Annotated in this window: 22 protein-coding genes; 15 read left to right on the top strand and 7 right to left on the bottom strand. The window is 70.8% G+C overall.

All coding sequences use genetic code 11. From position 1 onward, the window contains the following. The first annotated feature begins 129 nt into the window (after nt 1–129). Nucleotides 130–1647, top strand: coding sequence for an FAD-dependent monooxygenase (locus tag BM228_RS18385; RefSeq protein WP_092042878.1), 1518 nt, complete (start codon nt 130–132; stop codon nt 1645–1647). Nucleotides 1648–1786: 139 nt separating this feature from the next. On the opposite strand, the gene BM228_RS18380 is transcribed toward BM228_RS18385, so the two are convergent. Continuing rightward, nucleotides 1787–3931, bottom strand: a complete 2145-nt coding sequence (locus BM228_RS18380; protein WP_092042877.1) for a sodium-translocating pyrophosphatase — start codon at nt 3929–3931, stop codon at nt 1787–1789. Nucleotides 3932–4420: 489 nt separating this feature from the next. Between BM228_RS18380 and BM228_RS18375 the strand changes: the two genes are divergently transcribed. Further along, on the top strand, nt 4421–4822 hold the full coding sequence (locus tag BM228_RS18375; protein ID WP_092042875.1) for a hypothetical protein: 402 nt from the start codon (nt 4421–4423) through the stop codon (nt 4820–4822). Here BM228_RS18375 and thiL read toward each other — a convergent pair. The 4 genes from thiL to BM228_RS18355 form a co-directional block, all read right to left on the bottom strand. Continuing rightward, nucleotides 4742–5737 carry a thiamine-phosphate kinase gene (gene thiL / locus BM228_RS18370; RefSeq protein WP_092042874.1) on the bottom strand — a complete coding sequence of 332 codons (996 nt, stop codon included), beginning with the start codon at nt 5735–5737 and terminating at the stop codon, nt 4742–4744. The two genes, BM228_RS18375 and thiL, sit on opposite strands and share 81 nt — an antisense overlap. 3 nt (nt 5738–5740) lie before the next feature. Further along, entirely contained in the window at nt 5741–6349 is a 609-nt protein-coding gene (gene nusB / locus BM228_RS18365) for a transcription antitermination factor NusB (protein WP_425284963.1), read from the bottom strand. An 11-nt stretch (nt 6350–6360) separates the two neighbouring features. Next, nucleotides 6361–6849: a 6,7-dimethyl-8-ribityllumazine synthase gene (ribH, locus tag BM228_RS18360; RefSeq protein ID WP_092042872.1), complete on the bottom strand. Its 489-nt coding sequence runs from the start codon at nt 6847–6849 to the stop codon at nt 6361–6363. Nucleotides 6850–6958: 109 nt separating this feature from the next. Next, complete coding sequence (locus BM228_RS18355; RefSeq protein ID WP_092042871.1) at nt 6959–7528, bottom strand: carboxymuconolactone decarboxylase family protein; 570 nt, start codon at nt 7526–7528, stop codon at nt 6959–6961. A gap of 174 nt (nt 7529–7702) precedes the next feature. Between BM228_RS18355 and BM228_RS18350 the strand changes: the two genes are divergently transcribed. The 13 genes from BM228_RS18350 to BM228_RS18290 all read left to right on the top strand — a co-directional run bounded on the left by BM228_RS18350 (nt 7703) and on the right by BM228_RS18290 (nt 17278). Beyond that, nucleotides 7703–8425 carry an SDR family NAD(P)-dependent oxidoreductase gene (locus BM228_RS18350; RefSeq protein ID WP_092042965.1) on the top strand — a complete coding sequence of 241 codons (723 nt, stop codon included), beginning with the start codon at nt 7703–7705 and terminating at the stop codon, nt 8423–8425. A gap of 29 nt (nt 8426–8454) precedes the next feature. After that, nucleotides 8455–9573, top strand: a complete 1119-nt coding sequence (locus tag BM228_RS18345) for a hypothetical protein (protein WP_092042963.1) — start codon at nt 8455–8457, stop codon at nt 9571–9573. Then, on the top strand, nt 9570–10040 hold the full coding sequence (locus BM228_RS18340) for an NUDIX hydrolase (RefSeq protein WP_092042869.1): 471 nt from the start codon (nt 9570–9572) through the stop codon (nt 10038–10040). The genes BM228_RS18345 and BM228_RS18340 overlap by 4 nt, the downstream gene beginning before the upstream one ends. Continuing rightward, complete coding sequence (locus BM228_RS18335) at nt 10037–10483, top strand: TIGR02301 family protein (protein ID WP_092042868.1); 447 nt, start codon at nt 10037–10039, stop codon at nt 10481–10483. Before BM228_RS18340 ends, BM228_RS18335 begins: the two co-directional genes overlap by 4 nt. A 158-nt stretch (nt 10484–10641) precedes the next feature. Further along, complete coding sequence (locus BM228_RS18330; protein ID WP_007564226.1) at nt 10642–10896, top strand: hypothetical protein; 255 nt, start codon at nt 10642–10644, stop codon at nt 10894–10896. 107 nt (nt 10897–11003) lie between these two features. Further along, nucleotides 11004–11858 (top strand): CAF17-like 4Fe-4S cluster assembly/insertion protein YgfZ, encoded by an 855-nt coding sequence (ygfZ, locus tag BM228_RS18325; protein WP_092042866.1) that lies wholly within the window; start codon nt 11004–11006, stop codon nt 11856–11858. 60 nt (nt 11859–11918) lie between these two features. Next, nucleotides 11919–12533, top strand: coding sequence for a DNA-3-methyladenine glycosylase I (locus tag BM228_RS18320; protein ID WP_092042865.1), 615 nt, complete (start codon nt 11919–11921; stop codon nt 12531–12533). Then, entirely contained in the window at nt 12530–13132 is a 603-nt protein-coding gene (locus BM228_RS18315) for an HD domain-containing protein (protein ID WP_092042864.1), read from the top strand. The genes BM228_RS18320 and BM228_RS18315 overlap by 4 nt, the downstream gene beginning before the upstream one ends. Nucleotides 13133–13184: 52 nt before the next feature. Beyond that, on the top strand, nt 13185–13697 hold the full coding sequence (locus BM228_RS18310) for a tyrosine phosphatase family protein (RefSeq protein ID WP_092042862.1): 513 nt from the start codon (nt 13185–13187) through the stop codon (nt 13695–13697). 214 nt (nt 13698–13911) lie between these two features. After that, nucleotides 13912–14172 carry an exodeoxyribonuclease VII small subunit gene (locus BM228_RS18305; protein ID WP_058193261.1) on the top strand — a complete coding sequence of 87 codons (261 nt, stop codon included), beginning with the start codon at nt 13912–13914 and terminating at the stop codon, nt 14170–14172. A 43-nt stretch (nt 14173–14215) separates the two neighbouring features. Further along, nucleotides 14216–16210 carry a 1-deoxy-D-xylulose-5-phosphate synthase gene (gene dxs / locus BM228_RS18300; protein WP_092042861.1) on the top strand — a complete coding sequence of 665 codons (1995 nt, stop codon included), beginning with the start codon at nt 14216–14218 and terminating at the stop codon, nt 16208–16210. A 139-nt stretch (nt 16211–16349) separates the two neighbouring features. Continuing rightward, nucleotides 16350–16628 carry a hypothetical protein gene (locus BM228_RS18295; RefSeq protein ID WP_244537201.1) on the top strand — a complete coding sequence of 93 codons (279 nt, stop codon included), beginning with the start codon at nt 16350–16352 and terminating at the stop codon, nt 16626–16628. Continuing rightward, nucleotides 16628–17278 (top strand): Fic family protein, encoded by a 651-nt coding sequence (locus BM228_RS18290; RefSeq protein ID WP_092042859.1) that lies wholly within the window; start codon nt 16628–16630, stop codon nt 17276–17278. The genes BM228_RS18295 and BM228_RS18290 overlap by 1 nt, the downstream gene beginning before the upstream one ends. A 3-nt stretch (nt 17279–17281) precedes the next feature. Here the strand turns inward: BM228_RS18290 and BM228_RS18285 are convergent, their stop codons facing one another. Together BM228_RS18285 and BM228_RS18280 are read right to left on the bottom strand one after the other, a co-directional pair. Next, complete coding sequence (locus BM228_RS18285) at nt 17282–18373, bottom strand: tartrate dehydrogenase (RefSeq protein WP_092042857.1); 1092 nt, start codon at nt 18371–18373, stop codon at nt 17282–17284. Between the two features lie 101 nt (nt 18374–18474). Next, entirely contained in the window at nt 18475–20418 is a 1944-nt protein-coding gene (locus BM228_RS18280) for a chloride channel protein (RefSeq protein ID WP_139234119.1), read from the bottom strand. Nucleotides 20419–20460: the final 42 nt, after the last annotated feature.

Raw genomic sequence — 20460 nt, 5'->3', positions numbered from 1 at the left:
CTGGTCTCTGGCTCCGCGCCGCTGATCCCCACGACGAACGAAGGATGCGCTCGCGCGTCCGGCCGTTCGTCCGCGTGGGTCTCGGTTTCGGGAAACGCTCCGGTCGAACATCGACTTGGGAGCCCGACCATGACTATCTCACAGACGCAATATGACACGATCATCGCTGGCGCCGGTCCCGTGGGCCTGTTCCTCGCCTGCGAACTGTCTCTTGCCGGCTGCTCTGTGCTGGTCCTCGAACAGGCGAGTGATCCGTCCTCACCGTTGAAACGCGCCCCGTTCGGACTGCGCGGCCTCTCAGTTCCAACGATCGAGAGCCTCGACCGACGCGGCCTGTTGAACGAGATCGAGGCTTACGCGGCAACCCGCGCCACGCTGGGGACGGCGCATTGGATGAAGCAGCTCCGCCGTCCGGGCGGCCACTTCGCCGGCATCCAGTTCTTCCATGATCGGATCGACACCGGGCGCTGGACCCATCGCCTACCCAGCCAAATCAGCAACTTGGCTGCGGAGATGGCGGGCATCGAAGCTGTCCTGACTGCGCGAGCGGAGGCGTCGGGCGTTACGGTCCTGCGGGGCGGAGGTGTCGAAAGCTTCACTCAGACGGACGAGGCCGTTGTGGTCCAGGCGGGCGGCCGATCGTTTCGGGGTCGCTGGCTCGTCGGCTGCGACGGCGCCCGCAGCGCGGTGCGCCAGGCAGCCGGCATCAGCTTCACCGGCACCGAGCCCGAGTTCACGGGCTACTCCGTCCAGGCCGAGTTGGCCGGCGCCGACGCGCTCAAGCCGGGACGCCAGTACACCGCGCAGGGCATGTACCTGTTTACGCCGCCCGGCACGGTCGCGATGGCCGACTTCGACGGAGGCGCATTCCACCGCTCCGCCCCGATCACGCGCGAACACGTCGAGGCTGTCTTACGCCGAATTTCAGGCACCGATGTTACGGTAACCAAGCTTGAACTTGCCACCTCCTGGACCGACCGAGCCTTTCAGGCGAGCGCGTATCGCAACGGTCGCGTGCTGCTGGCCGGCGACGCGGCGCACATCCATTCGCCGCTGGGCGGACAGGGTCTCAACCTTGGGCTCGGCGATGCGATGAACCTGGGCTGGAAGCTCGCCGCTACGATCCGCGGCGATGCGCCGGCGGGTCTCCTCAACAGTTATGAGCGCGAACGGCATCCGGTCGGTGCCCGTGTCTTGGACTGGTCGCGGGCCCAGGTTACGCTGATGAGGCCGAGCCCAGGCTCGCGCGCCCTTGAAGCCATCATCCGCGACCTGATCGAGACGCAAGACGGCGCGACCTACTTCGCCGAGCGGGTGTGGGGTGTCTCGCTACGCTACGACCTCGGTGGCAACCACCCGTTGGTAGGATACAGTGTTCCCAATCTCGTGCTGAAGGATGGACGGTGCGTCGGCAGCCTCTTGCGCGACGGCAAAGGCTTACTCCTGGACTTCGATCCAGGCGCATCGCATCAGGCCTTTGCGTGCCGCCAGTCTAAGAAGATCAGCTATGCCGCAACGGACGCGCGGGATCAGCTCGGCTTGCAGACCGTCCTCGTACGGCCAGACGGGATCATCGCTTGGGCGAGCGAGACAGCCGCCGACGAGGCGACCATAAGCCAAGCTATGTCTCCTTGGTTCGGCGACTGACCGAGCCTCGTAACCTGCTTCAGCGACGTCCGCTTTGAGGCGGATTGCGCTCAACCGCTCGGTCGGGCGTCCGACGCTGGAGCGCCGGTTCGATCCTGCATGAAGCGTCTGGGCCCATGCAGGATCGCCGCCCCGCCCCTCAATAATGCGCCAGCACCGCCAGCAGCAGCAGGGCGATGATGTTGGTGATCTTGATCGCCGGGTTCACCGCGGGGCCGGCCGTGTCCTTGTAGGGGTCGCCGACCGTGTCGCCGGTCACCGCGGCCTTGTGGGCGTCGGAGCCCTTGCCGCCGTGGTGGCCGTCCTCGATGTACTTCTTGGCGTTGTCCCAGGCGCCGCCGCCCGAGGTCATCGAGACCGCCACGTACAGGCCCGTGAGGATCACGCCGAGCAGGCTCGCGCCCACCGTGGCGAAGGCCTGGCTCTTGCCCGCGATGAGTTGGATCACGAAGAAGATCACGATCGGCGACATCACCGGCAGCAGCGAGGGGACGATCATCTCCTTGATCGCCGCCCGGGTCAGCATGTCGACCGCACGGCCGTAATCGGGCCGGTCGGTGCCCTGCATGATCCCGGGTTTTTCCCGGAACTGGCGCCGGACCTCCTCGACCACCGCGCTCGCCGCCCGGCCCACCGCCGTCATGGCGATGCCGGCGAACAGGAACGGGATGAGGCCGCCGAGCAGCAGCCCGACCACCACGTAGGGGTTGGACAGGGAGAAATCGACGCTGACGCCCTGGAAGAAGCGGTACTGCGTCGGGCTCGCATTGGCGATGAAGTAGTTCAGGTCCGACGTGTAGGCGGCAAACAACACCAGGGCGCCGAGGCCGGCGGAGCCGATCGCGTAGCCCTTGGTCACCGCCTTGGTGGTGTTGCCGACCGCGTCGAGCGCATCCGTGGACTTGCGGACATCCGGGGGGAGGCCCGCCATCTCGGCGATGCCGCCGGCATTGTCGGTGACCGGCCCGAAGGCGTCGAGCGCCACGATGAAGCCCGCCAGCGCCAGCATCGCGGTGACCGCGATGGCGATGCCGAACAGGCCGGCCAGCGCGTGGGTCGCGATGATGCCGGCCACGATCACGATGGCCGGGAGTGCAGTGGATTCGAGCGAGATCGCCAGGCCCTGGATCACGTTGGTGCCGTGGCCGGTCACCGAGGCGTCGGCGATGGACTTCACCGGGCGATAATTGGTGCCGGTGTAATACTCGGTGATCACCACGATCAGCGCCGTGATGGCGAGCCCGATCACCGCGCAGCCGAACAGGCCGCCCGAGGTGAAGGTGACGCCGGTGGAGGTGGTGAAGGCGGTGGAGAAGCCGCCGAGCAGGGTCAGGTTGACGATGGCGATCGCCGCCACCGAGAGCACGCCCGCAGTGATCAGCCCCTTGTACAGGGCGCCCATGATCGACTGGTTGGCCGAAAGCCGCACCGCGTAGGTGCCGGCGATCGAGGTGACGATGCAGGCTGCCCCGATGGCCAGCGGATAGAGCATCATCGGCTCGAGCACCGCCCGGCCGCTGCCGGTGGGGCCGGAGAAGAAGATCGCGGCCAGCACCATGGTGGCCACGATGGTCACCGCGTAGGTCTCGAACAGGTCGGCCGCCATGCCGGCGCAATCGCCGACATTGTCGCCGACATTGTCCGCGATGGTGGCCGGGTTGCGGGGGTCGTCCTCCGGGATCCCGGCCTCGACCTTGCCGACGAGGTCGCCGCCGACATCCGCGCCCTTGGTGAAGATGCCGCCGCCGAGGCGGGCGAAGATCGAGATCAGCGAGGCGCCGAAGCCCAAGGCTACCAGCGCGTCGATCACCTCGCGGCTCGACGGGTCGAGCCCGGCGCCGCGGGTGAGATAGAGGTAGTAGAGGGCGACCCCGAGCAGGGCGAGGCCGGCGACCAGCATGCCGGTCACGGCGCCGGATTTGAACGCCATGTCGAGGCCGGCGCCCAGCGAAGTCGATGAGGCTTGCGCGGTGCGGACATTGGCCCGCACCGACACGTTCATGCCGATGAAGCCCGCGGCCCCCGACAGGACCGCGCCGATCAGGAAGCCGACCGCGACCTTGATCCCGAGAAACACCGCCAGCAGCACGAACAGCACCACGCCGACCAGGCCGATGGTGAGGTATTGCCGCTTCAGATAGGCCTGCGCGCCCTCCGCGATGGCGGCGGCGATCTCCTGCATGCGCTGGGTGCCGGCATCCCGTCGCATCACGTCGAGGATCGTGACGATGCCGTAGGCGACGGCACAGAGCCCGCCCACGATGATCAAGGCCAAGGGGATCATGCTCTACCGTCCTTGTTTTTATCGTGCCTGGCGGGGGCTTGTGATTGTTGTCGAGCTTGGCCGCCGGAGGACGACCATGGGACGTGGCGCTCGAGTCGGGGCATTCCTTCCCAAATGTCAGTCTTAGCGCGACCCAAGCCGAGGTGGAGAGCGGTTCGGTAACGATGAGCCGTCTCAGCAAAGGATAAGTGTCGGCCCGATCCTCGCGTGATCGGGCCGACACTAGTTGCCAAACTTCGCCGTTTTGCGCAAACGCCACGTTTTCCCGTGTTGGCAGCGCAAAACGCGCATGCTGCACCGCGCCAAAACCTGGCGAATTCTTGCCGCGAAGGCTCTTCGAAGGGAACCGAAGCTGGACGCGCCATCTCTTCGAAGGATGGGCCGATCCCGGGGCCGCCGGGGTGGAATTCTTCGCGCGATGGCAGGCCTTAACCCGCGGTTAACCATACGGCTCTCTACTTCCGGTTGTATAACCGGATGGGGCTGGACATGAGCAGCGACCAGGTCGCCAAGCTGGCGGCGACGATCGAGGTGTTGACCGGAGCGGTGCATTTCCTGCTGGCCGAGCGGGTCTCGGCCCAGCCGGAGGCGGCCCAGGGCGATCTCTTGCACATCCTGCAGCGGGCCTTCTCAACCCCGCCCCGCCCGGAGGAGGCGGTCACCGGGCGCTCCACCCTGACGCCCGGCGGCCTGGCCCTGTGGATGCCGATCGTGGCCGCCGGGATGATGGACGAGGTCCGCCGCCAGATCGGCCGCCAGCCCGAAGGCGTCACCCACATCGTCCTCGGACGGACCAGCCCGGGCCCAGCCTCAGAAGTGGCTGAACGCCCCAGCCGCGAACACGCGCGCAGTGCCATCGCCCATTTCGAAGCCGGGCGGGCCGTCGCCTGAGGTGACGGTGCCGATGGCAGTGAGCGGGATCCCGGCTTGCGCCGCCTCGGCGCGGAGCGCGTCGAGCCCCTCGGGGGCGACCGCGCAGAGAATTTCGTAATCGTCACCGCCGGTTAGAATCGGTTCGATCAGGCCGGGCTCCGCCTCCCACGCCCGGGTGGCAGCCTCCGAGAGCGGTACGGAATCGGTCGCGATCCGGGCGCTGCGGCCCCCGCCCAGCATCTTGGCGAGGTCGCCGGCGAGCCCGTCCGACACGTCCATCGCGGCCGAGGCGTGGCGGCGGATCGCGCCTGCCAGAGCGAGGCGCGGGCGCGGATGCAGGTAGCGGTCGGCCAGCACCGCCCGCTGCGCTGGATCGAGGGACGCCGCCCAGGCCGCCTCCGGCTCCAGGCGCAGCTTGAGGCCCAGCGCCGCGTCGCCGATCGTGCCGCTGACACAGATCCGGTCGCCGACCCGCGCGGTGCCGCGCCGGACGATGCCGCCCGCCGGCACCTCGCCGAATGCCGTGACCCCGATCAAGGCCGGCCCGCCGGAGCGCACTGTATCGCCGCCGAGCAGCGGGCAGCCGTCCTCCGCCGCAGCCGCGCCCAGCCCCTCGGAAAAGCCCGCGAGCCACGCTTCGGTCCAGTCGTCGGGCAGCGCCAGGGTCAACAGGAAGCCCCGCGGCACCGCGCCCTTGGCGGCGATGTCGGACAGGTTCACCCCAAGCGCCTTGCGGGCAATCGAGGCTGGCGGATCCTCAGGGAAGTAGTGGACCCCGGCCACCAGAGCGTCGGCGGTGACCACGAGATCGTGCCCGGGGGTCGGGGTCAGGGTCGCGGCATCGTCCCGGAGCCCGTCCGCCCCCGGCCCCGCCAGCGGGGCGAAGTAGCGGGCGATCAGCCCCTCCTCGGAGGCGCGGCCCGGCCCGGCCACGGCTCAGGCCTTCTTGGCGGCGGGCTTTCCGGAGCCCGGCTTACCGGCCGCTGCCTTGCCGCCGCCCTTGCCGGAGACCTTGGGCGCGCTGACCTCCCCTGGACGGACCTCCCGGGCGACCCGGTCGAGCACGGCGTTGACCAGGCCCGGCTCGTCGGCGGTGTAGAAGCTGTGGGCCACATCGACATATTCGGAGATCGCCGCCGGCGCCGGCACGTCGGGCCGGAACAGCAGCTCGTAGGCGCCCGCCCGCAGGATCGCCCGCAGCACGATCTCGATGCGCCGGAGCGGCCAGCCCTGGGCCAGCGCCTGGTCGAGCTTCTGGTCGATCGCCCGCTGCTCCTCGACGGTGCCGCGTAGCAGGTCGCGGAAGAAGGCGGTCTCGGCCTTGGGATGCACGATCCCGTCGACCTCCTGGCCGATCCAGAACGCCTCGAACTCGGCGAGCGCGTCGAGGACGCCCTTGCCGGAGATGTCCATCTCGTAGAGCGCCTGCACCACGGCGAGGCGGGCGCCGCTGCGCGGGCTGATCGCGCGGGCGGTCTCCTCGGGGGCGCCTTCGGAGCTATCCTGGGCGGTGCCGTCCGGCCTGGTATCGGTGGTCCCGGTCATGTCGGTTCTCGTTATCGCGGACGCGCCGCCTCGGCCGCGCGCTTCAGGGCGAGCACCCCGAGCGCCGCCTCGGCCGCGCCGCCGCCCTTGTTCATCTCGGCGACCCGGGCGCGTTCCAGCGCCTGCGCCTCGGTCTCGACCGTGAGGATGCCGTTGCCGAGCGGCAGCCGGCGCTGGACCGAGAGGTCCATCAGGGCGCGGGCGCTCTCGCCGGCCACGATGTCGTAATGTCCGGTCTCGCCGCGGATCACGCAGCCCAGCGCCACCACGGCATCGTAGTCGTCCGCCAGGATCGCCACCGCGGCGGGGATCTCCAGGGCGCCCGGCACCGTCACCACGGTGGCCTGCGCGCCGGCCGCCTCGATCGCCGCCAGCGCGCCGGCCAGCAACTCGTCCGCGAGGGCGTCGTAGTAGCGCGCCTCGACGACGAGGATTCGGGCGCCGGCAAGCGCCGGATCCGCGGGCTTCGGCGCCGTGGCGGCGCGGGTCTGAGCGACCATGGCTTCGTCCGGTCGGTTTTTCGGGGGTTGGCGGGGCGCCGGCAGCGGGCGCCCACAGGCGAGTGGGACGGTTAGACCGAAGCGGCCGGCGCTACAAGCGGCGCAGGACCTAGCGCACCAGCGGCGGCAGCGGCGGCGGCCCGTCCTCGGGCAACGCCGTGCGGCCGACATTCATGGTCATGGCGAGCAGCGCGTAATAGCCGTTGATGCCGGTGAGATCGATCGCGCCCTGCTCGCCGAAGCGCGCCACCAGAGCGGCGTAGGTGGCGTCGCTCACCGCACGGTTGTGCTGCAGCTCGGTCGAGAACGCGTAGGCCAGCGCCTCCTCGTCGCTCATCGTGTCGGGCCGCCGCCCCTCGGCCAGCGCCTGCGCGGTCTCCGGCGCGACCCCGGCCTTGAGGGCGATCGGGTGGTGGATCTGCCACTCGACCTGCTGATTCCACAGCCGGGCGACGAACAGGATCGCGAACTCGCTGATGCGCAGCGGTAGGGTGCTGCCGTAGCGCAGGTACAACCCCATGCGACTGGCGCATAGCATCAGCTCGGGGCTGCGCAGCAGCGGCACGAACGGCCCGAAGACCGGGACTCCACGCTCGGCCTTGAACGCCTCCGCGGCCTTGGCCTGCGCGTCGGTGAGGCTTTGCGCGGGGATCTCCGGCAGGCGGTCCGTACCCGTCATGGCTTGCCTTTCACCCGTTCCGTACGCGCGTGACGCACTCTGGATTTCCAATCCCTGTCAGCCTAGACCGTTCAGGCTCACAGGGACGACCCGCGGCCGCTCCGGACGCGATCCGAAACCCCGCCAGCGAGGCTTACGGCTTTGGCCCTCCCCGTCAACGAACGCCGGCGCATCATGCTGCTCACGGGCGCGAGCCGGGGCATCGGCCACGCCACGGTCAAGCGCTTCTCGGCGGCCGGCTGGCGGGTGATCACCTGCTCGCGCCACGCTTTCCCGGAGAACTGCCCCTGGGAGATGGGGCCCGAGGACCATCTCCAGGTCGATCTCGCCGACGCGCAGGACACGATGCGCGCCATCGAGGAGGTCCGGGGCCGGCTCGACGCCGAGGGCGGCGTGCTGCACGCGCTGGTCAACAATGCCGGCATCTCGCCCAAAGGCCCCGGCGGCGAGCGCCTGGGCGCATTGGCCACCGAGTTCGATGGCTGGCAGCGGGTGTTCCAGGTCAACGTCTTCGCCACGATCCTGCTGGCCCGGGGCCTGCGCGACGAGCTCGCCCGCGCCCGGGGCTCGATCGTCAACGTCACCTCCATCGCGGGCTCCCGGGTCCACCCGTTCGCGGGGGCGGCCTACGGCACCTCCAAGGCGGCGCTCGCCGGCCTGACCCGCGAGATGGCCGCCGATTTCGGCCCCCTCGGGGTGCGGGTGAACGCGATCTCGCCCGGCGAGATCGACACCTCGATCCTGTCGCCCGGCACGGAGAAGCTCGTTGCGCAGATCCCGCAGCGGCGGCTCGGCACTCCCGACGAGGTCGCCAAGGCGATCTACTTCCTGTGCACCGACGCCTCGTCCTACGTGAACGGGGCCGAGCTGCACATCAACGGCGGCCAGCACGTTTGACCCGGCGATCCGGGCGGCGAATGGCCGCCATGCGCCAATCTCCGGCCGTCGGGCGGCGGAGCTTCGCGATCCTCCTCACCCTGATCCTGTGCACGCCGCTGGCCCCCGCCCGCGCGGAGGCGCCGGCCGTCCGGATCCTGGACTTGCCCTTCAAGGTGCGCGCGCTGCGCGGGCCGCGCAGCGAGGCCGCGATCTCCGTGGCCACCTCCGGCCTCCTGCCGATCGCCGGCGCGAAAGCCGGCCCCGCGGCCGGTGACGAGGAGAGCGCCCCCATCGCCCTGGTCTGGGGCGACGACGGCGGCGCGGTGCTCGGCCTCGCGGACGGCGCGGTCACGGTCCGGCCGATCGGCCGCGATGCCGTCGAGGGTCTGACCGCCGCCGAGACGCCCCGGGGCGCCCTGCCGGGCTCGCGCCGGGTCCTCGCCGGGGCCTTGAGCGCCTATCTCACCGGTCGCGCCCGGGCCCCCGATGGCGGCGAGGCCGCCGCGGTCCTGACGATCCGCGAGCGCCAGCCGATGGCCGTCAGCACCGATCCGAAACCCGTCCCGGTCGCCACCGTCACGGTGCCGGCGGGGGGCGAAGCGGTGTTCGCCCCGCTCCGGCCGCGGCTGCTGCGCCTCGCCGGCCGCCCGGCCCTCCTGGCCGCGACCCTGTCTGGTTCGGAATCGGGCGGCCTCGTGCTGATCGGGCGCCCGGACGGTCAGGCAGCCTGGAGCGTTACGGCGCGCACCCCGCCCCAGCCCGGACCGCCCCTCAAGATCGCCGGCATCGCGGACTTCGCCGGCTCCGGCGGCGTTCAGGCTGCCACGATCAGCGCCCGGGGCCTGCTCCAGCTCTGGACACTGAGCCCGGAAACGATGGCGCCGGCCGGTGAGGCGCCGGGTTACGCGGCGGGCGAAGGCGATGCCGACCTCGCCGTCACGGTCCCGGCCGCCGGGCCGCCCGAGCTGGTGTTGCCGGTGGCGGGCCGGCCGGAGATCGCCCTCGTCCAGGCTAAGGGATCACCGCACGAGCGCCTGCGCGTCCCGCTGCCGGCGCCAGCCACCCTCGGCATCGCGGCGCTGGGCGAGGGCGCGGCGGCGCGGCTGCTGGTCGGCCTCGCCGACGGGCGGGTCGCGGTCGTCGCCCCCGATGGAGGCAAGCCGTGACCGAGGGCACAGCCGATGGCGGCAGCCGCCTGTTCCCGACCCGGCCCTATGTGGGCGCGTCGATCGCGGTGATCCGCGGCGCGCGCGTCCTGTTGGCGGCCCGGGCCAACGAGCCGATGCGCGGCGTCTGGACCCTGCCGGGCGGCCTGGTCGAGGCCGGCGAGACCCTGGCCGAGGCCGCGCTGCGCGAATTGTCCGAGGAGGTCGGCCTCCCGGCCGAGGTGGTCGGCGTGCTCTCGCCCACCGAGATCATCGTCCGGGACGAGGCCGGCCGCGCCCGCCACCACTACGTCGTCCATCCGCACGCCGCCCTGTGGCGCGGCGGCGAGCCCGTGGCCGGCCCGGAGGCCCTCGGGGTCCGCTGGGCGACGCTGGACGAGATCGCGGGCCTGGCGACGACGCCCGGCCTGATCGAGACCCTCCACGAGGCGTTTGCGCGGGTACGCGGCAGAGAGGCGAGCGCGTGAGGCTTCCGGTCATCCTGTGCCTGACCGCGGCGCTCGCCGGGCCGGCACTGGCGCAACAGCGCGGCACCCGCGCCGCGCCCGCGCCGGCGAAGGAAGCGCCCAAGGACACGGCTAAAGAGGCGAGCCCGCCCGCGGACGCCCCCGCCCCCTACGACCGCGACCTGCTGCGGATGTCCGAGATCATCGGGGCGCTCGCCTTCCTGCGCGGCCTCTGCGCGACGCCCGACGCCGCCGAATGGCCGGCCCGCATGAAGGCGCTGATCGAATCCGAGGGCGTGACTCCCGCCCGGCGCGACCGGCTGGCCGGCGCCTACAATCGCGGCTATCGCGGCTACGCGCTGACCTACCGGGTCTGCACCCCGGCGGCGCACGAAGCGGCCGCCCGCTACGTCGCCGAGGGCGACCGGCTGTCGCATGCCCTGGCCGGGCGATTCGGGGGGTGATGCAGAGGCAACACACCGCTCTCGCATCCCCGAGAAGCATCAAGTTCGAGTGCCCGCGTTAACCGATCTGAAATTCCTGGCTGGCCGAGGCGCGGAGAGCCGCCTATCATTCGCTGGTCCGCCGGGTCCTGTGCCCGGCGCAGCGGAAGTATCGGGCCATGCAGCATATCTCTCAGACCGCCCCCATCGAGGTCGATGTCGAGGAGAAGCGCGTCGCGCTGAGTTACGTCTCGGAAGCGTTCGCGGAAGGCTGTCTCGACGGGCTCGACGGTGATTGCATGGCGCAGGCCGCCCTGTTCGCGGCCTTCCAGGAACTCGTGATGACCTACGGCGAGGAGGCCACCGCCCGCTACGCCGAGGGTTTCCCGGAGCGCATCCGCGGCGGCGCCTTCACCACGACCCTCCAGCATTGAGGAGACGGGCGACGGCGGACGGTTGAGGCGGGCTCCCACAGCACCTACCTCCCGGCCACGCGATCCGGACGACCGGATCGCACCCGTCGCGTGAGGATCCACCTGTCATGCCCGTCGCCCTGCTGCCGGACCGCGCCCTCGTTACCGTGAGCGGGCCGGATGCCGCCGCGCTGCTCCAGGGCGTGTTGACCTGCAACGTCGAGACCCTTCAGGAAGCCGAGGCCCGCCTCGGCGCCCTGCTGGCGCCGCAGGGCAAGATCCTGTTCGATTTCCTGATCTCTCGGATCCCGGACGGGTTCCGCATCGACACGGCCCTCGATCGGGCGGCCGACCTCGCCAAGCGCCTGACCCTCTACCGGCTGCGCGCGCAGGTCGCGATCGCGGTCGACCCCACGGTCGCGGTGGCGGCCTCCTGGGCCGGCGCCTCCCCGGCGGTGGAGACCGGCACGGTCGCCGATACCCGCCATGTCGATCTCGGCGCCCGGCTCTACACCGCCGCGGGCGCTTTCTCCGCCGACGCGGCGGAGGCGGATTACCACAGCCATCGCATCCGGCTCGGCGTGCCCGAGGGCGGGCGCGACTACGCCTACGGGGACGCGTTCCCCCACGAGGCGATGATGGACCAGCTCGGCGGCGTCGACTTCAAGAAGGGCTGCTACGTGGGCCAGGAGGTGGTCTCGCGCATGCAGCACCGGGGCACCGCTCGCACTCGGATCCTTGCGGCCCATTATCCGGGCGAGGCCCCTCCCCCCGGCACCGAGATCACCGCCGGCGGCAAGGGGCTCGGCACCACCGGCAGCGCCGCTGAGAATCGCGGCCTCGCCCTGGTCCGCCTCGACCGCCTGGCCGACGCGCTGGCGGCCGGTGCCACACCGCTGGCCGGCGACCGCCCGGTGACGTTCGAGAAGCCGGCCTACGCGACCTTCGCGCTGCCGGAAGCGGCGGGCTCGCCGGCGGCCTGACCGCGGATCGGGTCGCGGGCCGCGATAGCGTTCCGCTCCTGTTCTCGTTAAACAGGCGGGATGTCCGAGACCGGCCTGATCGATCATCCCGACGGTTGCCCCCGCTGCTGGTGGGCCGGCCACGACCCGCTCTACGTCGCCTATCACGACACCGAATGGGGCGTGCCCGAGCGCGACGGCCGAGCGCTCTACGAGAAGCTGATCCTCGACGGCTTCCAGGCGGGCTTGTCCTGGATCACGATCCTGCGCCGCCGCGACGGGTTCCGGGATGCGTTCTCCGGCTTCGATCCGGAGGCCATCGCTCGCTACGACGAGGCCGACGTCGCCCGGCTGATGGCGGACACCCGCATCATCCGCAACCGCGCCAAGATCCTGGGCACGATCGCCGGCGCCCGGGCTTGGCTGCGGATCGAGGAGAGCGGCCCCGGCTTCGCGCCGTTCCTGTGGGATTTCGCGGACGGGCGGCCGATCCAGGGCAGCGCCCGGAGCCGGGCCGAGGTCCAGGCCGAGACGCCTGTCTCTCGGGCGATGGGCAAGGCCCTGAAGGCGCAGGGTTTCTCCTTCTGCGGCCCGACCATCGTGCACGCCTTCATGCAGGCGGTCGGGATGGTCAACGACCACCTCGTCGGCTGCCACCGGCACGGGCCCTGCGCCGAGCTGGGGCAGCCGGCATGAGCGAGACGCCCGATCCGGCGCCCCGGGCCTGGCAGCGGATGCTGTCCGGCCGCCGCCTCGACCTCCTCGACCCCGCCTCCCGGGACATCGAGATCGCCGACATCGCCCACGGTCTCGCCCGGGTCGCCCGCTGGAACGGCCAGACCCGGGGTCCGCACGTCTTCTCGGTGGCCCAGCACAGCCTGCTGGTGGAAGCGGTGGGGCGCCACATCGCCCCCGGCTGCACCGATCCCGAGGGGCTGGAGCTGCTGCTGCACGACGCCCCGGAATACGTCGTCGGCGACATCATCTCGCCGCTTAAGGCCGCGATCGGTGACGCCTATCGTGGGGTGGAGCTGCGCCTGCTCGCCGCCGTGCGCCATCGCTTCGGCCTGGCCGAGCCCACACCCGCCCTCGGCCGCCTGGTCAAGCGCGCCGATCGGATCGCCGCCCATATCGAGGCCGTAGAGCTCGCGGGCTTCGCGCCCGATGAGGCCGAGCTCTATTTCGGCCCGGCCCCGGACCTGCCCGAGCCGGTCCGGGCGCTGGCCGAGCCTTGGCCGACCGCGCAGGCCGAGGCTCGGTTCCTCGATCGATTCCAGGCTCTGCATCGGGCTTGAGGAGCGAGGCCGTCGCCCTTTATCCGTCACGTTCCCACGCCATGGGACGCTCATGCCGACCCTGCACGTCTGTCCGCTCTCGCGCCTGCCCGAGACCGTCGCCGCCACCGGCGCGAGCCATGTGCTCACGCTGGTCAATGTCGGTACGCCGCTGGAGCGGCCGGCGCTGATCGATGCGGAGAATCACGCCATCATCGGGGTCAGCGATATCGCCGAGCCCCGGGACGGACACGTTTTGCCGGCTGACGAACACGTGGCCGGCATCCTGGCCTTCGCCAGGGCCTGGCCCCGGGACAAGCCGCTGGTGATCCACTGCTATGCCGGGATCAGCCGCTCCACCGCGGCGGCCTATATCGCGGCCTGCGCGCTGGCGCCGGAGCGCGACGAGGGCGCGATCGCCGAGGCGCTGCGGGCCGCCTCCCCTTCTGCCACCCCCAATCCGCTGTTCGTGGCGATCGCCGACCGGATGCTCGATCGGGACGGCCGCATGGTCGCGGCGATCGCACGGATCGGCCGCGGCGCCGAGGCGTTCGAGGGGACGCCGTTCTGCCTCACCGTGACGTGATCGCCGTTCACCAAACTTCCGGTTGTCAGCGGCGCCGCCCCTGCGCGCGCCCGGTCGAGAGGCATTCCGCAGAGGGCGCCGCTAGGGGAACGCGGTGTGGCGCAAACGCCGCCGCATCGCCCCAAAACGCTGCGGATCGGCCCCGCGCCGCCCTCGCGTGGGTTGTGGCCGCACCGGATGCCGCCTTAGAACCGACCCAAAGGATGTGTGTGGGATGAACGCGAGCAGACCCGAGGTGGCCCCGGCCGCCGGCGACCTGCCTTTCGAGAAGGCGCTGGAGCAACTCGAGGAGATCGTGCGCAGGCTCGAGCGGGGCGATGTCCCGCTGGACGAGTCGGTGGCGATCTACGAGCGCGGCGAGGTGCTGAAGAAGCACTGCGAAGCGTTGCTGAAGCGGGCCGAGGCGCGGATCCAGCGGATCACCCTTGGTGCCGACGGGCGGCCCGAGGGCGTGGCGCCGCTCGATATATCCTGAGGCTCGGCGGTCAGACCGATCCCGTCCGATAGAGGTTGATGCCGTGGCGATTTCCCCCGAGCTGAGCGCGATTCTCGACCGTGTCCCGGAGCCTGCGGCGCTTCGGCAGCTTCCGGAATCGGAGCTGCAGGCGGTGGCGGACGCGGTGCGGGCCGAGATGATCGACGCGGTCTCGATCACCGGCGGCCATCTCGGCTCGGGACTCGGCGTGGTCGAGCTCACCGTGGCGCTGCACCACGTGTTCGACACCCCCGACGACCGCATCGTCTGGGATGTCGGCCACCAGTGCTACCCGCACAAGATCCTCACCGGACGCCGCGACCGCATCCGCACGCTGCGCCAGGGGGGAGGCCTGTCCGGCTTCACCAAGCGTTCCGAGAGCGTCTACGACCCGTTCGGCGCCGCCCATTCCTCGACCTCGATCTCCGCGGCGCTCGGCATGGCGGTCGCCCGCGACCTCGATTCGGACGCCGCCAAGGCCAAGGGCCGGACTGCCAAGCGCCGCAACGCCATCGCGGTGATCGGCGACGGCTCGATGTCGGCCGGCATGGCGTATGAGGCCATGAACAATGCCGGCGCCCTGCACTCGCGCCTGATCGTCATCCTCAACGACAACGACATGTCGATCGCGCCGCCCGTCGGCGCCATGTCGGGCTACCTGGCGCGGCTGGCGTCGGGCGGCACCTACCAGTCCCTGCGCGAGACCGCCAAGCAGCTCGGCAAGCTCCTGCCGAAGGCGCTCTACCAGCGCGCCGCGGCGGCGGAGGAGTACGCCCGCTCCCTGGTGGTCGGCGGCGGCACGATGTTCGAGGAGATGGGTTTTCACTATGTCGGCCCCGTGGACGGGCACAATCTCGACCAGCTGCTGCCGGTCCTGAAGAACGTCCGCGACGCCGAGCACGGCCCGATCCTGCTCCACGTCGTCACCCAGAAGGGCAAGGGCTACGCCCCGGCGGAGGCGTCCGCCGACCGCTACCACGGCGTGGTCAAGTTCGACGTGGTCTCGGGCGTCCAGGCCAAGGCCAAGCCGAACGCCCCGGCCTACACGAGGGTGTTCGGCGAGAGCCTGATCAAGGCGGCCGACGCCGACGACAAGGTCGTGGCGATCACCGCGGCGATGCCCGGCGGCACCGGCATCGATCTGTTCGGGAAAGCCCACCCGGACAAGACCTTCGACGTCGGCATCGCCGAGCAGCACGCGGTGACGTTTGCCGGCGGGTTGGCCACCGAGGGTTACAAGCCGTTCGTGGCGATCTACTCGACCTTCCTGCAGCGGGCCTACGACCAGGTCGTGCACGACGTGGCGCTGCAGAACCTGCCCGTGCGGTTCTGCCTGGACCGGGCCGGGCTGGTCGGCGCCGACGGGGCGACGCATGCCGGCGCCTTCGACCTGGCGTATCTGTGCTGCCTGCCGAACATGACCGTGATGGCGGCCGCCGACGAGGCCGAGCTGGTGCACATGGTGGCCACCGCGCACGCCCATGACACGGGCCCGATCGCGCTGCGCTACCCGCGCGGCGAGGGCGTCGGCGTCGAGCTGCCGGAGCGGGGCGAGGTGCTTCCGATCGGCAAGGGCCGGGTGGTGCGCCGGGACCCGGAGGCGCGGGTGGCGATCCTGTCGCTCGGCACGCGGCTGTCGGAGGCGCTGAAGGCGGCGGATGCGCTGGCGGACCAGGGCGTGGCGGTGAGCGTGGCGGATGCGCGCTTCGCCAAGCCTCTGGACGAGGCGCTGATCCTGGATCTGGCGCAGAGCCACGAGGTGTTGATCACCATCGAGGAGGGCTCGCGCGGCGGGTTCGGGGCGATGGTTCTGCACCTGCTGTCCGAGCAGGGCGCGCTGGATGCGGGCCGGGTTCGAGTGCGGACACTGACGCTGCCGGACCTGTACCAGGACCACGACAGCCCGGAGAAGATGTACGCCGAGGCCGGGCTCGACGCCGCCACCATCGTCAAGACCGCGCTCGCCACCCTGCCGGCCTCCGCCGGCCAGGTCGAGCAGGCGAGCAACGTGGTGAGCGTCCGCCGCCGTCCGCGCTGATTTTTTTGAACGCGACGGCCGTCCAACCCAAATCCCTCATCCTGCGGTGGGGGAGCGCGGGGATACGAACCCGACCGCTGAACCCGGCTTGGTGCGGACGCGCGCAGAATGCGCTATGGTTCTAAAGAAGGACCTCGCCATGACTGCACAGGTTGCCGTCCGTCCGCAGGCCGATGCCGCGCCGATGACGGCCAGGGACATAATCCACGACCTCGCCCGCCAGCACGCCATCCGCTACGAGCGGGGGGGCCTCGATGACTGGGCCGAGACGGTCTCCCGCGTGGCAGGCGACGACATCCAATTGGACGAGACCGAGTGGCTCCTCGTCGCGCTGGGCCGCGCCGAAGTCATGCCCGAGATCGAGAACACCAAGCTTCACGCCCGTTACCTCGCTGAGCGGGACGGCCCCGAAATGTGATGTTCGATGTCTTCGGCGACTTCGCGGAACGCGGCTACCTCCGCAACGTTGCGGGCCTGAAAGACATCGCTCGCGTCAAGCAGCTGGAGCACAGGGCATTTCTGACGAAAGTCGGCAAGGCCATCGTTGAGCTCTCGGATCGCGTGCCACTGACCTACGCCGACATCCTCCGCACGCACGAAACCCTGTTCAGCCCCGTTTATCCCTGGGCCGGGTGTGACCGCTTGGAGACCGCGCCCGGTGCCCACATCAGCCGTGGCGGCTACGACCGGATGTTCGCCTTCCCGCGGGATATCCGCGGAGCCGCCGAACACGCCCTTGAACAGGGTAACGATTCCGCCTTCATGCGGGCAAAGCCCGGCGCGGTGCTGGGCTCGCTGGCGCATGCCCATCCGTTCCTGGACGGGAACGGGCGCACCATCATGGTCGTGCACACGGTCCTGGCGAACCGATCCGGTATCTCCATCGCCTGGCAGGAAGCCGACAAGGCCGCCTTCCTGATAGCCCTGACGAAGGAGATACATCTGCCCGGCGACGGCCATCTCGACGCCTACCTCGCGCCGCTCCTGCGCGAAGCGGCGGCGCAGGAGGAGCAGATCGAGAGCCTGAAGGCCCTCAAGACTCTCGGCGCTGCGCCCTCCCTCGGTTGACCCCTACCCCAACGCCTCCGCCACGGCCTTCCCGCACGCCTGCGTGTCGGCATTGCCGCCGAGGTCGCGCGTGCGCAGCGTCCGCTCGGACAGCACCCGCTCGATCCCGCTGACGATCTCCCGGGCGGCCTCGTGCTCGCCGAGATGCTCCAGCATCATCGCCCCCGACCAGATCTGGCCGATCGGGTTGGCTATGCCCTTGCCGGCGATGTCGGGGGCCGAGCCGTGAACCGGCTCGAACACGGACGGGTGCACCCGCTCCGGGTTGATGTTGCCGGACGGCGCGATGCCGATCGTGCCCGTGCAGGCGGGCCCCAGATCCGACAGGATGTCGCCGAACAGGTTCGAGGCGACGACCACGTCGAACCGGTCCGGGTTGAGCACGAAATGCGCGGTCAGGATGTCGATGTGGTACTGGTCCCACCGCACCTCCGGGTAGCCCTCGGCCACCGCCTTCACGCGCTCGTCCCAGTACGGCATCGTGATCGAGATGCCGTTCGACTTGGTGGCCGAGGTCAGGTGCTTCTTCGGGCGCTTCTGAGCCAGCTCGAAGGCGAATTTCAGGATCCGGTCGACCCCGTGGCGGGTCATGATCGTCTCCTGCAGGGCGAATTCCCGGTCGGTACCGGCGAACATCCGGCCGCCGGCATTCGAGTACTCGCCCTCGGTGTTCTCCCGGACCACCCAGAAGTCGATATCGCCGGGCTTGCGGTCGGCGAGCGGGCACTTCACCCCGGGCATCAGGCGCACCGGGCGCAGGTTGGCGTACTGGTCGAATTCCCGCCGGAACAGGATCAGCGAGCCCCACAGGGAGATGTGGTCCGGAACCCGCTCCGGCATGCCGACGGCGCCGAAATAGATCGCGTCGTGCGTCTCGATCTGCGGCTTCCAGTCCTCCGGCATCATCCGGCCGTGTTTTTCGTAGTAGTCGCACGACGCGAAATCGAACCAGTCGAGTTGGAGCGCGAAGCCGTGCCGCTTGGCCGCCTGCTCGAGCACGCGCACGCCCTCGGGCACCACCTCCTTGCCGATGCCGTCGCCCGGGATCACCGCGATGCGGTAGCCGCGCTGCGAGCTGTTGTCTTGACCGGCCATGGATCCTCACGGGTGTCGCGTCACGGGCCGCCTGCCGGCCCCGAGTTGTCCCGCCCCAGGGTGTTGCACGCGCCCACGCGGTCAACACCCCGGCCTGACAATCATGCGGATTCCCCCGCCATCATCCGGCGCTGGCGGTCCAGTTCCTCGCTGTAGCGCTTGAGCGTGTGGCTCTCGGTGAGCAGGCCCAGGACCTGGCGGCTCTCGGCGCTCTGGACCACCGCGAGCGCCTCGCTCTCGCTGCGATCAAAGGTGGCGGCCGCGTCCTTGGCGTTCATCTCGGGCGTGAGGAACAGGTCGGTGTGGTGCAGGAGGTCGGCCAGAACCGGCGCCGCGCCGGCCTCGGCGTCCCGGGCGGCGGCATGTGCCTCGGGGACGTTCACGATCCCGGCATAACGGCCCTGTCCATCCACGGCGACCACCCGGGAGGGCGAGCCGAGCGGATGGGCGCGCAGGAAGGTCGGCAGCGGCGTGTCCAAAGCCACGGTGGGGACGTCCCGGCGCATCAGCCGGCCCACGGTGAGCGAGCGGATCCAGCCGACATCGTGTGGGCTGCGGATGCTCTCGCCGCGCAGGTGGAAGCGCCAGGTGGCGAAGGAGTAGCCGAAGATCTTGCGCACGGTCAGCGAGGAGGCGATCACCGCCGCCAGCACCAATCCGGTGATCGGCAGGCTGCCGGTGACCTCCAGCGCCAGGAACGTCATGGTGAGCGGGCCGCCGATGATCGCCACGGCGAGGGCGCTCATGCCGATCACCGCGTAGGCCAGCGGCGTGAGGCCGAACCCCGCCAGCGCGGGCAGGAGCTCCGGCGCCACGACGGCGAACAGCTTGCCGGCGATGGCCCCGAGAAACAGCGAGGCGAAGAACAGGCCGCCCCGGAACCCGGAGCCGATGGAGATCGCCGTGGCGGTCGCCTTGGCGGCGAACAGCCCGGCCAGCACAGCCGCCCCGTGGCCCTGCCCCTCGGCGGCGAAATGCATGTGCAGGGCGCCGTGGCCGCCCGAGAGCACCTGCGGCGTCGCGATGAGCGCCAGCGCGCCGACGCACAGCCCCCCGAAGGCGGGCCCGGCCGCCCGCGGCAGCCCGGATGCCTGGACCAGCCGCTCGACCAGGGTGACGCCGCGCATGATCAGGATGCCGAGCAGCGCACAGAGCAGCCCGAGGGCGAGGCTCGGCAGGATCTCCAGGCTGGTGATGTGCGAGGTCGTGACCGCCTGCATGTCGCCGAGCTCGACCAGGGGCTGCGTGTGGATCAGCGCCCGGGAGACCAGGTTGCCGCAGAGCGCCGCGACCACCACCGGTGCCAGGGTGGCGATGGTGTAGGTGCCGATGATCAGCTCGAAGGCGTAGAACGCCCCGGCGAGCGGCGCCCCGAACCCCGCCGCGATGGCGCCGGCCGCCCCGCACCCGACCAAGGTCCGCAGGTCGCCCCGGCGCACCTCGAAGGCGATCCCGAGCCGGGAGGCGAGACCGGAGGCGAGCTGCGTGTAGCCGGCTTCCAACCCCACCGAGGCGCCGGAGCCGTTCGAGATGACGTTCTGGAGGGCGAGATAGAGGCTGTCCCGCAGGGACATCCGGCCGCCATGCAGGGCGTTGGCCTCGATCGGGTCGATGGCCGGGCGCTTGCGCGGCCCGCGCAGGTAGTTCGCCGCGAGGATCAGCAGCCCGAGCAGCACCCCGCCCAGGCAGGGGCCGATCAGCAGAAGCGGCGGCGCGACCGCATCGGCGGCACTGAGCCGCGTCCCCGCCGGCAGGTGGTAGAGCACCTCGCGCAGGGCCTGCGTCACCCAGGTCATAGCCGAGACCGCGAGCCCCGCGATACACCCCACCAGGGTCGCCAGCAGGACGAGGCCGCCCTCGCTGCGCCGGACGAGGCTGCGCAGCCGACCGGGCGCCAGGAGGATCCGGGAGCGGGTCCAGCGCCCGCGGGGGCGATGATCCGCTCGGGCAGCCGTCCGGGCCGGCCGGCCGGCCGCTCCCGTCTCGGCGGCCTGGCCCGAATCCCGGCCCCCGGTCGCGGCTGGCGCCGGCTGTCGCGCGCTCACATTCCGCCCCTCACCCCCGATCCGCCCCGGCCGGCGCCGCGT

The organism is Methylobacterium pseudosasicola, assembly GCF_900114535.1.
GTDB lineage: Bacteria > Pseudomonadota > Alphaproteobacteria > Rhizobiales > Beijerinckiaceae > Methylobacterium > Methylobacterium pseudosasicola.
Note: the sequence above shows the minus strand (reverse complement) of the source record. Positions and strands in the feature narration are given on the sequence as shown.

What these genes read in the sequence shown, in the direction of transcription:
- BM228_RS18385 (WP_092042878.1), top strand. Translation starts at nt 130, where the DNA reads ATGACTATCTCACAGACGCAATATGACACGATCATCGCTGGCGCCGGT.
- BM228_RS18380 (WP_092042877.1), bottom strand. Translation starts at nt 3,931, where the DNA reads ATGATCCCCTTGGCCTTGATCATCGTGGGCGGGCTCTGTGCCGTCGCC.
- BM228_RS18375 (WP_092042875.1), top strand. Translation starts at nt 4,421, where the DNA reads ATGAGCAGCGACCAGGTCGCCAAGCTGGCGGCGACGATCGAGGTGTTG.
- nusB (WP_425284963.1), bottom strand. Translation starts at nt 6,349, where the DNA reads ATGACCGGGACCACCGATACCAGGCCGGACGGCACCGCCCAGGATAGC.
- ribH (WP_092042872.1), bottom strand. Translation starts at nt 6,849, where the DNA reads ATGGTCGCTCAGACCCGCGCCGCCACGGCGCCGAAGCCCGCGGATCCG.
- BM228_RS18355 (WP_092042871.1), bottom strand. Translation starts at nt 7,528, where the DNA reads ATGACGGGTACGGACCGCCTGCCGGAGATCCCCGCGCAAAGCCTCACC.
- BM228_RS18350 (WP_092042965.1), top strand. Translation starts at nt 7,703, where the DNA reads ATGCTGCTCACGGGCGCGAGCCGGGGCATCGGCCACGCCACGGTCAAG.
- BM228_RS18345 (WP_092042963.1), top strand. Translation starts at nt 8,455, where the DNA reads ATGCGCCAATCTCCGGCCGTCGGGCGGCGGAGCTTCGCGATCCTCCTC.
- BM228_RS18330 (WP_007564226.1), top strand. Translation starts at nt 10,642, where the DNA reads ATGCAGCATATCTCTCAGACCGCCCCCATCGAGGTCGATGTCGAGGAG.
- ygfZ (WP_092042866.1), top strand. Translation starts at nt 11,004, where the DNA reads ATGCCCGTCGCCCTGCTGCCGGACCGCGCCCTCGTTACCGTGAGCGGG.
- BM228_RS18320 (WP_092042865.1), top strand. Translation starts at nt 11,919, where the DNA reads ATGTCCGAGACCGGCCTGATCGATCATCCCGACGGTTGCCCCCGCTGC.
- BM228_RS18315 (WP_092042864.1), top strand. Translation starts at nt 12,530, where the DNA reads ATGAGCGAGACGCCCGATCCGGCGCCCCGGGCCTGGCAGCGGATGCTG.
- BM228_RS18310 (WP_092042862.1), top strand. Translation starts at nt 13,185, where the DNA reads ATGCCGACCCTGCACGTCTGTCCGCTCTCGCGCCTGCCCGAGACCGTC.
- BM228_RS18305 (WP_058193261.1), top strand. Translation starts at nt 13,912, where the DNA reads ATGAACGCGAGCAGACCCGAGGTGGCCCCGGCCGCCGGCGACCTGCCT.
- BM228_RS18295 (WP_244537201.1), top strand. Translation starts at nt 16,350, where the DNA reads ATGACTGCACAGGTTGCCGTCCGTCCGCAGGCCGATGCCGCGCCGATG.
- BM228_RS18290 (WP_092042859.1), top strand. Translation starts at nt 16,628, where the DNA reads ATGTTCGATGTCTTCGGCGACTTCGCGGAACGCGGCTACCTCCGCAAC.
- BM228_RS18285 (WP_092042857.1), bottom strand. Translation starts at nt 18,373, where the DNA reads ATGGCCGGTCAAGACAACAGCTCGCAGCGCGGCTACCGCATCGCGGTG.